The 11,413-nt window shown below is 70.8% G+C and carries 8 protein-coding genes; all 8 read left to right on the top strand.

Features of this window, described 5'->3' with window-relative positions; all coding sequences use genetic code 11:
* The first annotated feature begins 244 nt into the window (after nucleotides 1-244).
* Nucleotides 245-1,921, top strand: a complete 1,677-nt coding sequence (locus AB0K05_RS36970) for a thiamine pyrophosphate-binding protein (protein ID WP_364235588.1) — start codon at nucleotides 245-247, stop codon at nucleotides 1,919-1,921.
* On the top strand, nucleotides 1,918-3,999 hold the full coding sequence (locus AB0K05_RS36965; protein ID WP_364235586.1) for an acetate--CoA ligase family protein: 2,082 nt from the start codon (nucleotides 1,918-1,920) through the stop codon (nucleotides 3,997-3,999). The genes AB0K05_RS36970 and AB0K05_RS36965 overlap by 4 nt, the downstream gene beginning before the upstream one ends.
* Before the next feature lie 29 nt (nucleotides 4,000-4,028).
* The gene (locus AB0K05_RS36960; protein WP_364235584.1) at nucleotides 4,029-5,339 is read left to right on the top strand and encodes a M24 family metallopeptidase; all 1,311 of its coding nucleotides are present in this window, start codon (nucleotides 4,029-4,031) and stop codon (nucleotides 5,337-5,339) included.
* 39 nt (nucleotides 5,340-5,378) lie between these two features.
* Nucleotides 5,379-6,350, top strand: coding sequence for an LLM class flavin-dependent oxidoreductase (locus AB0K05_RS36955; protein ID WP_364235582.1), 972 nt, complete (start codon nucleotides 5,379-5,381; stop codon nucleotides 6,348-6,350).
* A 411-nt stretch (nucleotides 6,351-6,761) separates the two neighbouring features.
* Nucleotides 6,762-7,994 carry a M24 family metallopeptidase gene (locus AB0K05_RS36950; RefSeq protein ID WP_187281093.1) on the top strand — a complete coding sequence of 411 codons (1,233 nt, stop codon included), beginning with the start codon at nucleotides 6,762-6,764 and terminating at the stop codon, nucleotides 7,992-7,994.
* 2 nt (nucleotides 7,995-7,996) lie between these two features.
* The gene (locus AB0K05_RS36945; RefSeq protein WP_271275107.1) at nucleotides 7,997-9,283 is read left to right on the top strand and encodes an Nramp family divalent metal transporter; all 1,287 of its coding nucleotides are present in this window, start codon (nucleotides 7,997-7,999) and stop codon (nucleotides 9,281-9,283) included.
* Nucleotides 9,284-9,320: 37 nt separating this feature from the next.
* Nucleotides 9,321-10,496 carry a penicillin-binding protein activator gene (locus AB0K05_RS36940; RefSeq protein ID WP_271275108.1) on the top strand — a complete coding sequence of 392 codons (1,176 nt, stop codon included), beginning with the start codon at nucleotides 9,321-9,323 and terminating at the stop codon, nucleotides 10,494-10,496.
* Nucleotides 10,497-10,511: 15 nt separating this feature from the next.
* Entirely contained in the window at nucleotides 10,512-11,393 is an 882-nt protein-coding gene (locus tag AB0K05_RS36935) for a branched-chain amino acid ABC transporter permease (RefSeq protein ID WP_364235578.1), read from the top strand.
* The last annotated feature ends 20 nt before the right edge of the window (nucleotides 11,394-11,413 follow it).

The following is an 11,413-nucleotide window of genomic DNA, read 5'->3' as shown; positions in this document are numbered from 1 at the left end:
GAGACCGGCCGGTCTCCGCCGGCACGGGTCGAGGGGTCCTCGACGGAGTCTTGTATAGCAACATATTTTCTCTGAGCGAAGAGTCAAGCTAGAACTTTCGTCGGCTCGCCACGTTTTCCCTGCTCTGAGAGGCATGATCGGCAGGAGATCTCCGCTGCCTCTTGACGCGGTGTTTCCTCTGACTCAATATTTGCTGCTAGCAAACACGCCGAGGCCCGCACCTCGACGGGCACCGGGAGGACTCGTGCTCCTGTACGACTACCTGGCATCCGCCTTCGAAGCCGAGGGCGTCGACACACTCTTCGGGCTCATGGGCGACGGCAACATGTTCTGGATGACCGCCATGGCCGAGCGGCCCGGCGTCACCGTCATCCACGCCCGTCACGAGAACGCGGCGGTCGCCATGGCGGACGGTTACGCCAGAGCCACCGGACGCGTGGGCGTCGCCACGGTGACCTGCGGCCCCGGCCTCACGCAGGTTCTCACCTCGCTCACGGCGTCGGTACGGCACCGCACCCCGATGGTGATCCTGACCGGGCAGACACCGGTCGAGGCCGCCTTCCACCTGCAGGAACTCGAACAGGAACCCCTGGTGCGCGCCGCGGGCGCGGAGTTCATCAGGGTCTCCACCGTCAACCAGGCCCTCGACGCGGTCGCGCGGGCCTTCTTCACCGCCCGCACGCACCGGGTGCCGGTCGTGCTCAGCGTGCCGTACGACCTCCAGGAGACCGACCAGCCCTGGACCGAGGTCATCAGCACCTCCGCCGCGCTGGTGCCTGAGCAGGCGCCGCTCCGGCCGTCACCCGAGTCCGCGGCCGAGATCGCCCACCTGCTCGGCGCCGCGACCTCTCCCGTCATCGTGGCGGGCGCCGGAGCGGTCCGGGCCGGCTGCCGGGCCGACATCCTCGAACTCGCCGAGCGGGCGGGCGCGCGCGTCGCCACGACCCTGCGGGCCAAGGACTGGTTCGAAGGGGAGCCGCGTGACGTGGGACTCGCGGGCGCCTTCGCGTCCGAGGCGGCCAGGGAGATCTTCGCCGGAGCGGATCTCGTGCTCGGCGTGGGGGCCCGCATGGGCTACTACACCACCGAGGGCGGATACCTCTTCCCCGTCGCCCGCGTCGTCCAGATCGACACCGATCCGGCCGGCTACCTCGACGGTCAGCGGGTCGCGGACTCCTACACGCGGGCCGACGCGGCCGAAGCCGTCGCCGAGATACTCAAACTGATGCCACCACGCGGCGCGGCCCGTGACGCCCCCTCCGGGCGGCCCCGGCCCTACCGGGCGGACGATCAGCCGGACGGCCCGGCGCCCGGCACGCACCATCCCGAAGCCGCCGTCGCGACGATCGACAGGGCCCTGCCGAAGGACGCGTCGATCACCGTCGGGGTGGGCCACTTCTGGAACTACGTGGTGCCCGGGATGACCGGCCGGGGCCCGGCGAGCTACCACTTCACCTACGACTTCGGCGCGATCGGGCAGGCGGTGCCCACGGCCATCGGCGTGGCCGTCGCCCGGAGATCCGCCGGGATCGACACTCCCTGCGCGGTGATCGAGGGCGACGGCAGCCTGCTGATGAACGTGCAGGAACTGGAGACCATCGCGAGGCACGACATCCCGCTGCTGGTCATCGTCATGAACGACGGCGCGTACGGCGCGGAGTACCACAAGCTCGCCGCCCGCGGCATCAGCGGCGAGCAGGCGGTGTTCGGCCGGACCGACCTGGCCCGCACCGCGCGGTCCTTCGGACTGCGGGCCGAGCGTTGCGACTCCGACGAGGAACTCCGCGCGGCCGTCGCCGCCTTCGTCGCCGAGCCGGCGCCCACCCTCGTCGACGTCCCCATCGACCATCGCGCCGTGAGCGTCCAGTACCGCCGCCTGCACTACGGGACCGGCACCGTCTCCTTCGGGAGCGACGAATGAGCGTGACCGACGCCCGCGAAACCGCCGGGAGCTCGCGTCTCGACGGCGCCGGGCTGGTGGACCTGATGTGCGCGCCCTCCGAGGTGGTCGTGGTGGGCGCCTCCGCCGACGAGTCGAAGCTCTCCAGCCGCGCACTGGCCTTCCTGCTGCGGTACGGCTACCGCGGCGGACTGCACGTCGTGCACCCGCGGCACGAGTCGATCCTGGGAGTGCCGTGCGTGCCCAGGATCAAGGCGCTGCCCCGGCTCGAACGCGCCGTCGCGATCGTCAACCTCCCCGCGCACCTGGTCCCCGCGGCCGTCTCGGACCTCGACGAGGCCGGCGCGGGCGCCGCGGTCGTGATCGGCAGCGGCTTCGAATCGCCGTCCAGCCGGCCACGGCGGGAACTGGAGGAGGTGATCCGGCGGCCCGGCTTCCGGATGCGGGTCATCGGCCCGAACTGCGTGGGCACCATGTCGGTCGGCTCGGGAGCGCATCTCAACTTCTCGACCGTGCTGACGCGGCGAGCCCCCCGCCTGGGCCGGATCGGCCTGGTGACCCAGAGCGGCGCGCTGGGCAACGGCCTGCTGATGGGCCTGCTCCGGCGCGGGGCCGGGATCGCCCACTGGTTCAGCACCGGCAACGAGATGGACACCGGCGCCATGGAGCTGACCGCCGGCCTGCTGGCCCGCGACGACGTCGACGTCGTCGGGATCTTCCTGGAGGGCCTGACCGACATCGACTGGTTCGACCGCGTGTCAGCAGCGGCCCACGCCTGCGGCAAGCGGCTGTTCGTCTACAAGGCGGCGCGTACGGCGGCCGGTCGCGCGGCGGCGGGCGGACACACCGGGCGGCTCGTCGGCCCCAACGACGCCACCGCGGCCGTCCTGGCGGAGGCGGGATTCACCGAGGTGGACGACCTCGCGACCCTCGCCGACTGCCTGGTCGTCTCCGCGGCGTGCGGGACCGGGCACCGCGACGCGGCCGTGGGCATCGTCACCGTCTCGGGCGCGAGCGGCGTGATCGGCGCCGACCGGGTCCACGAGGCGCCCGGCCTGAGGCTCGCCGAACCCGGCCGAGACCAGCAGGCCGTACGGCTCGACCCGCGGCTGGAGTCCGCCAACCCGCTCGACATCCCCTTCCTGAACGAGACCGGCGTGTTCACCTCCGCCATAGGCGCCTACCGCGCCTCCGGGATCTTCGACGTCACCGTGGCGGTGACCTCGGGTCTGGCTCACGATCCCGCGACGCTCGTCTCCGATCTGGTGGCCCAGGATCGCGGGCCGTCCGCGCCCGTGGCGCCGCTCGTCCTGTGCCACCTGTCCGAGGACGACCGGCTCGGGGAGGAGGAGACGGCCAGGCTCGCGGCCGCGGGAGTCGCGGTGGTCCCCACGGTCGAGCGGGCCGTCGCCGCACTCGCCCTCACCGCCGGCCCTCGCACGCGAGCGCCGGACGGCGGCTCGGGCGCACATGTCCCGAGCCGCGGCGGAGGGCTCGGACTGGACGAGGCGCGTGCCGTCCTGCCGGGCCTGCCCTGGGTGGACTGGGCGCCCGCGCCGACGGCGGAGGCCGCCCGCCGGTTCGGCTTCCCGGCCGTCGTCAAGGCCGCCGGCCGCGGCATCGTCCACCGGTCCGAGCTGGGCGCGGTCGCCGTCGTGACGGGCGAGGACGAGCTGCGGGAGGCGTTCGCGAGAGTCGCCGCCGCCTGCCGGGAGCACGACGACGACGTGCTGGTGCAGCGCATGGCGCCGCCGGGCGGGACGGAGTTCTTCGTCTCGGCGATGGAACACCCGGAAGTCGGGCCGTTCGCGCTCGTACGACCGGGAGGTCTGCTCACCGAGCTGATCCCCGGCCAAGCGATCATCTCGCACCGATGGAACGCTCCCACCCGCCGGCGCCGGCTGCTCGACTCACCGGTGGGGCGGCTGTGCGACGGATACCGGGGCCGGCCCGTCCTGGACGTCGACGCGTTGCTCGACGTCGTCGCCACGGCGCTCGACGCGGTGGCCGCCGGCCGGCTGGGCTTCGTGGAGCTCAACCCCGTCTTCCTTTACGAATCCGGCGCCGCCACCGTCGACGTGGTCGCCGGTCAGGCGTGACCCCCAGGAGATCAGCCGAGGAGAACAGCATGGAACCTGCCCAGGTCAAGCGGCGGAACCTGCCGGAGTTCGGGCACCCCGTCCGGCCGGCGAAGTTCTGCAACACCGACCGCATGTTCGAGGTCATGGAACAGCGGGGGATCGACGGATTCGTCAGCTACTACGACACCAACGTCTACTACTTCTCCGGCTTCACCCCGTCCGCGAGGCACGCGCTCCAGGAGGCCAACGGCCTGGCCGCGATCGTGCTGTCGCGGCACGCCCCCGACCACCCGATCATGCTGGTCGGTGACCAGCAGTTCCCCTTCTTCCTGAACCAGCCCACCTGGATCACCGACATCCGTGCGTACGCGGGTGGCATCCGCCAGCTCGACCTGCCGGACGAGCACAACGGGCTGCACCGGTTCCTCCCGAAGGCCTGGGCGGAGACCGAGGCCGGCAAGCACGCCGCCGCGAACTACTACATCGGGCTCAAGGCCGCCGTGATGTCGGCGATCACCGACCTTGGGCTCGGGCGGGGCCGGGTCGCCACGGACAACCTGTCCTTCGCCGGCTCGCTCGACCTGCCCGACGCCGAGATCGTCGACGGCTACGGGATGATGAAGTTCGTACGGTCGGTTAAGACCGCCGAGGAGCTCACCATGCTCCGCCAGGCCACCCGGATCAACCAGCTCGCCATCGAGCGGACGGCGGCCGGCTGGGAGAAGGGCCAGACCTGGCAGGAGATCAACCACTCCTACTTCCGCCATGCGGTCGAGCTGGGCGGATTCGTCCGCGGCCCCTCCCCGCTGGCCGTCGCCAACCCCCTGCCGGGGGAGCCCGACGCGCTGCTGATGCAGAGCCTGCGTGAGATGGACTACGTGATCCCCGAGGGGGCTCACATCGTCATCGACGGTCACGGCGAGTGGCTGGAGTACTGCTGGGACGGTGGCAAGACCTGGATCGCCGGCAACGAGCCGACCCGAGAGGGACAACGGGTGGCGGACGCCTGCGGCGCGGCCCTGGAGGAGATCAACGCGGCGCTGGTGCCGGGAAGCACGGTGAGCGGGCTGCAGGCCCTGGGCCGTGACGTGCTGCGGCGTCACGGGCTGCCGCGTCCCGAGGCCGCGTTCATCTACTTCCACGGGATGGGTCTGGAACACGGCGAGCTGGAGGCTCCGCGAGGGGGCGGCTACACCACCGGCGGCGCCCTCGACTGGCGGATGGAGAAGGGGATGGTCGTCGCGACGCACATCTTCTACCCCGGGGACATCCGCACCCGTCACTGGCTGGAGGACATCACCCTGGTCACCGACCACGGAGGCGAGACCTTCTTCACCTGGGGCACCGACTTCATCTAGCGGCGTCCCACCGTCCATCCCCCCAGGAGGTGGGACCCCATGACACGACTGAGCCTGCTCGTCGTTCCCCAGATGCTCCGTGAGCAGGACGAGCATCGCGACAGCCTGGCGCGCGCCGTCGAACTGGCGGAGGCGGCCGACCAGGCGGGCTTCGACGCCTGCTATTTCCCTGAACACCACGGCAGGGACGACGACTACCCGTCGGCGCCGCTCACGCTGGCCGCCTATGTGGCCGGCCGGACGCCGCGCATCGGGATCGGCACCGGCGTCGCCCTGCTGCCGCTGCACAACCCGCTGGCCTTCGCCGAACAGATGAGCACTCTCGGCGCGCTCGTGGGTGACCGCCTGCACCGGGTCGGCGTCGGGATGGGAGGCCTGGACGGCGACTACGCCGCCATGGGCGTGCCCCGCGCGGAGATGAGACGCAGGTTCGCCGACTCCCTCGCGGTGATCCGGCGGCTGTGGGCAGGTGAGACCGTCACCGCCGACGTCGGTTCGCTGCGCCTGGCCGAGGCGCGGCTGTACCCGCGGCCGTCCCGGCCGCTCCCTCTCGCCGTGGGCGCGATGGCCGAGCCGAGCGTGCGCCGCGCCGGCCTGCTCGGCCTGCCCTGGATCACCGACCCTTCCCATTCGCTGACGACCCTGGAGCGTCTCGCCGAGATCTACTGGTCCGCCGCCGGATCGGAGGGCGAGGTGATCCTCATGCGCAACGCCTGGCCGGCCGCCGACCACGAGACCGAGCGGATCTGGTGGCCGCATGTCGAGCGCTCCTTGGTGGAGTTCAGCGTGGGCGCCGGTCGGCTGAGAGAGGAGCCGGGCGTGCGGATCGGCTGGTCCGGCTTCCGCGACAGGCTCCTCTGCGGCCCTCCGGAACAGCTCGTGAAGGAGGCGTGCGCGGCCGCGGCACGGCTCGACGCGGCCGAGGTCGTCATCCGCCTCGGCTTCCCCACCGGCCCCGGTCATGACGCCGTCCGGGCCGCGATCCGTTCCTTCGGCCGTCGCTCCCGCTGAGCGCCTTCCCGGGCGAGACCGTAAACGACTATAGAGTCACCCGTTCCCGAGAAATTCATCTGTCAGATGAAAGCGCGGAGGGGTGGGCGCACCGCGAACAGTGCCGGCGGTGTGCTTCGTCGTGCCTGATTCCCCGGAATTTGCCAGGCAGTAGACCCTCTCCGATACCGATATGTCAATACGCGACAGCTATTGACACTCATGGCCCAGCCGCCCAATGTTAGGTACCAGTAAAAATTATGTGTCGATGAGATGTCCTCACTCCCGAGCGCATCTCCATCCGGTGTCCAGCGCACAGCCCTGACACCGTTCCCCGCCCACCCCCCACCGAGGTCCCGCCGCGGCGATGCCGGGCCCGCGGGCTCGAAGCAATCAGCCGTAGCCACGGGAGACACCACCAAGGAGCGCGCGTTGAACATCGACCGCCTACTCGCGACCATGAAGGAGGTCGGCGCGGACGCCGTCCTCGCCACCAGCTATCCGAACGTCCGATACGCCGGGGGCTTCGCGTCCGCGACGGGGAGGCTGTACCCGCAGAACTCCTACTGGGGTCTCGTCACCGCCGACGACCCCGAGCGCCCGCACTTCGTGATGCCCTCCGCCGAGATCGCCGACATGGTCGACGCCGGCATCGGCACCGACCGGATGCACGTCTACGGGCGTCCGATCCTCGCCGTGGCCGACTCCGGTCCCGGCCCCGACGCCGGCATCCTGGAGGTCGAGGGGCGGCTGCACGCCGACCCGGTCTCCGCGCTGCGCGCGCTGCTGACCGAGCTCGGCCTGGAGCGGGCCGCGATCTGGGTCGACACCGACGACGGCGGAGTGGCGTGGCGCCGCCTCCGGGAGGAGGACGTCGCCGCACGCTGGAGCGACGGCGGCGCGGACATCCTGCAGTGGACGCGGATCATCAAGACGCCGGCCGAGGTCGAGGCGTTGCGCAAGGCCGGCGAGATCAGCCAGCAGGCGCTGACCGAGGCGTTCGCCGTGCTCGGGACGGGCGGCACCGACGTGGACGTGGAACTCGCCTGGCGGCAGGCGATCTCCAGGCGACGAGCCCTGCCGACGTTCTTCATGGCCGGAAGCGGCGACCGCAGCGCGGTCTTCCGCCGCCCCGGCCGCCGGCGGGCGAGCCCCGGCGAACGGTTCCGCTGGGACTGCGGCCTCGTCGTGGACGGCTACTGCGCCGACACGGGCGGCGTCGTGCAGGTCCTCGCCGAGCCGTCGCCGTCCGAGCTGGACCACTACCGGGCCGTCACCGCCGCCGTCGACGCCGTGCTGGCGGCCGCGCGGCCCGGAGTGACGGCGTCCGCCCTCTACACGCTCGCGCGGGACACGATGCACGCCGCCGGAATCACCCGCTTCCGGCACTCGCACGTGGGGCACGGGATCGGCGTCGAGGCCCGGGACGCGCCGCTGCTCGCCCCGGCCCAGCCCTGGATGCCCCGGTTCCGGCCCGGGGAACGGGACCTCACGCTGCGCGAAGACATGGTCCTCAACGTGGAGGTGCCTTTCGGCATCCTCGGTGAGGGCGGCTACCAGCACGAACTCACCTTCCTCGTGGTCCGGAACGGTATCCGGCTGCTCACCCGCCGCCACCCCTACTACGTGGCCATGAGCGACCACGTCGACGAGATCGAGGTGTAGACATGGACACGTCCAGGGAAGTGCGCGCCGCCGAGGAACCGCGGATCCCCGCTTCGACCGGGGCCTGGTTGCGGACGATCGGCCCCGGCCTGGTGCTGGCCGCCGCGGCGGTCGGATCCGGTGACATGATCACGGCGCTGGTGGCGGGCGGACAGTACGGCATGGGCCTGCTGTGGGCCATCCTGCTCGCCGTCGTACTCAAGTTCTTCATGACCGAGGGCATCGCGCGGTGGACGCTGAGCTCGGGCACCACCCTCATCACCGCGTGGCAGTCGCTGTCCCGCTGGGTCCTGGTGCCGTTCGCCGCCTATGTCCTGGTGCTGGCGATGGTGTTCGGCGCGGCCGGTCCGAGCGCGGCCGGGCTGGCGGCCAACGCCATGGTCCCCGGGCTGTCGCCGACCGCCTGGGCCATCGTGCACGCCGTCGTGGCGTTCATCGTCGTGCTCGTCGGCCGCTACCGGCTCTTCGAGCTGGTGATGAAGATCCTCGTCGGCATGATGTTCGTCTGCGCGGTCGCGGTCGCCGTCGCGATCCGGCCCAACGTGGGCAACCTGCTGTCGGGATCGATCCCGTCGCTGCCCGACGGCTCCCTGCTCTACGTCGTCTCCATCATCGGCGGGTTCGGCGGCACCCTCTCGATCATCGCCTACGGCTACTGGGCACGGGAGAAGGGCTGGCGCTCGCCGCCGTGGGTGCGGGTGATGCGCGTGGACGTGGTCATCAGCTACGTCCTCGCCGGCATCTTCGCGGTCGCGATGCTCATCGTGGGCGCGGAGTTCCTGACGATCGCCAAGTTCGGCATCGAGGGCAACGCCGACCTGGTGGGCGTGGCGAACCTGCTCGGGCAGAGTTACGGCGCCCCGGTCGAGTGGCTGTTCCTCCTCGGCTTCTGGGCGGTGGTCGCGAGCTCGGTCCTGGGCGTCTGGAACGGATTCGGCTACCTCTTCGCCGACGCCGTGCGGGCCTTCCGGGGAGTGCCGGAGGAAGAGTCCGAACAGCACACCTCGACCCGCAGCCCCGCCTTCCGTGTCTTCCTGGTCCTCATCACGTTCCCGCCGATGATCCTCGCCGCGGTCGGGCAGCCGGTGTTCCTGGTCATCCTCACCGGGGTCCTCGCCGCGGTCTTCGCGCCGTTCCTGTGCGCGACCCTCCTGTGGCTGCTCAACTCCCGCCGGATCGACGCCGTGTACCGCAACCGCCCGCTGTCCGTGTCGAACCTCGTGCTCGGCGGCGCGATCCTGCTGTTCGCCGTGCTGGGCGGACAGTCCCTCCTGTCGATGTTCGGGTAACCGGCCGACCACCCCCCACCGAGAAGGGAACCACGCCGTGAGAACCATCACGAGGCGTGCCGGCGCGGTCGCCGCCATGCTCGCCCTGACGGCCGCCTGCGGGTCCGGCGGCACGTCCGGCGGCACGCAGGACGCGGACGGCAAGATCACTGTCCCCATCGGAGTGTCGCTGGCGCTCAGCGGCCAGTACGCCTCCGTCGGACAGTCGTTCCGCGAGGCCATCGAGCACGCCGTCGACGCCTATCCGTACAAGAACTTCAAACCCGAGATGACCTACGAGGACAACCGGCTCGACAACGGCGCGGCCGTCCAGGTCTTCACGAAGTTCGCCTCCCAGGCGAAGGTGCCGGTGGTGCTCGGCGGCTTCGCCGGGCCGTCCATCGCGGTGGCCCCCGTGGCCGACCGCACCAGGACCGTCTACATCAACCCGCTCGCCCCGACCGACAAGCTGGCCGGCCACGAGTACCTCTTCAACACCCTGCCGATGACCTCGGAGGAGATGCGCACCGTCGCCAAGGCGATGTGGGACGCCGGGCACCGGAAGATCGGGGTCGTCTTCGCCCCCGACATCGACGGCGGATCGGCCACCGACGTGCTGGCCGAGACGTTCACCCGCCTCGGCGGCACGGTGGCGGAACGCCAGAGCGTCGCCGCCGACGCGGTGGACTTCTCCTCCCAGGTGGCCAAGCTGAAGGACGCCGATCCCGACGCGATCTTCGGTTTCGCCGCCTACAGCGTCTTCGCCCAGGTCGCCAAGCAGATCAGGGAGGCCGGAGTCGACGTACCCCTGTGGAGCTACCGCGGGTTCGGCGAGCCGACGATCTTCACGATAGCCAAGGAGGCCGTCGAGGGCACCAAGTACTCCGACCCGAGCTACTCACTCGACGGCACCCCGGAAGCGGCCGCGGCCACGCGGAAATACCGCGAGAAGCACGCGGGCAAGGACCCGGGCGCCTTCTTCACCTCGATGTACGACGCGACCTGGGTCGCGCTGAGCGCCATCGACGCCATCGCGGGGGAGACGAAGGCGGCGCCCACCGGCGAGGACGTCAAGAAGCTGTTCGACTCCCAGGCGTTCGAGGCTCCCTACACGGGCACCACCCGGTTCCTGAACAGCGGACCAGAGCGGGGCACGGTGAAGAAGCCCTTCGCGCTCTTCGAGGCCCGCGACGGAGCGTTCGTCCGTGTCGAGACGCTCGAACCCGTTTCCTGAGCCAGGTGAGGGAAAGTGGAACTCCTCCTGCAACTGCTGGTCAACGGCATCGCCGTCGGAGCGGTGTACGGCCTGTTCGCCGTGGCCTTCGGCACGACCTACCTGGTGGCCAAGGTCTTCCACGTCGCGCTGGCCGCGGTGTTCGCCACAGCGGCGTTCGCCTACCAGACCGCGCTGGCAGCAGGACTTCCAGCCGCCGCGGCGGTCTTCGCCGCGGCGGCGGCCGCCCTGGTGACCGGGCTGTTCTGCGAAGGCGTGGTCTACCGTACGCTGCGCCGCCGGGGCGGCGACGAGATGATGCTCCTCGTCGGATCACTGGCCGTGATGGCCATCGTCTCCTCCACCATCGCCCTGGTCTGGGGACACACGCCGCTGCCCGTGCCGGGGTTCGGCGACGGAACGTCGTACACGTTCGGCGGTGTGCACATCACCCTGCGGCAGATCATCATCGTCGCCTGCGGCGTGCTGGCCACCGTCGGCGTCGCGGCCTTCATGAACGGCACCGCCGAAGGACGCAAGATGCGGGCGGTCTCCGACAACCCCGTGCTCGCGGGCGCGGCGGGCATCTCCGTCCAGCGCTCCTATCTGTGGGCGTTCGCCATCGGATCGCTCGTCGCCACGGTCGCGGCGATCCTGTTCTCGTCGGGACGGACGATTACCCCGTTCCTGGGCCTCCAGCCCACCCTGGTGGGCGCGGTCGCCGTCATCTTCGGCGGCACCGGGCGGCCCGTACCCAACTTCCTGGTCGGCATCTTCCTCGGCATCGTCCAGAGCGTCGCGCTCTGGCGCGTGGAGTCGATCTGGGAGACGGCCATCCTGTTCGGCATCCTCTTCCTCGTCCTGCTTCTGCGCCCGCACGGACTGTTCGGCAACGCGCGCACGGCGATGGAGACCTGACCCCGGGTTCACGGAGAGGA

The sequence above is a fragment of the Nonomuraea sp. NPDC049486 genome, assembly GCF_040676925.1.
Lineage (GTDB): Bacteria > Actinomycetota > Actinomycetes > Streptosporangiales > Streptosporangiaceae > Nonomuraea > Nonomuraea ferruginea.
The sequence above is the reverse complement of the archived record's forward strand: the minus strand, read 5'-3'. Positions and strand labels throughout refer to the sequence as shown.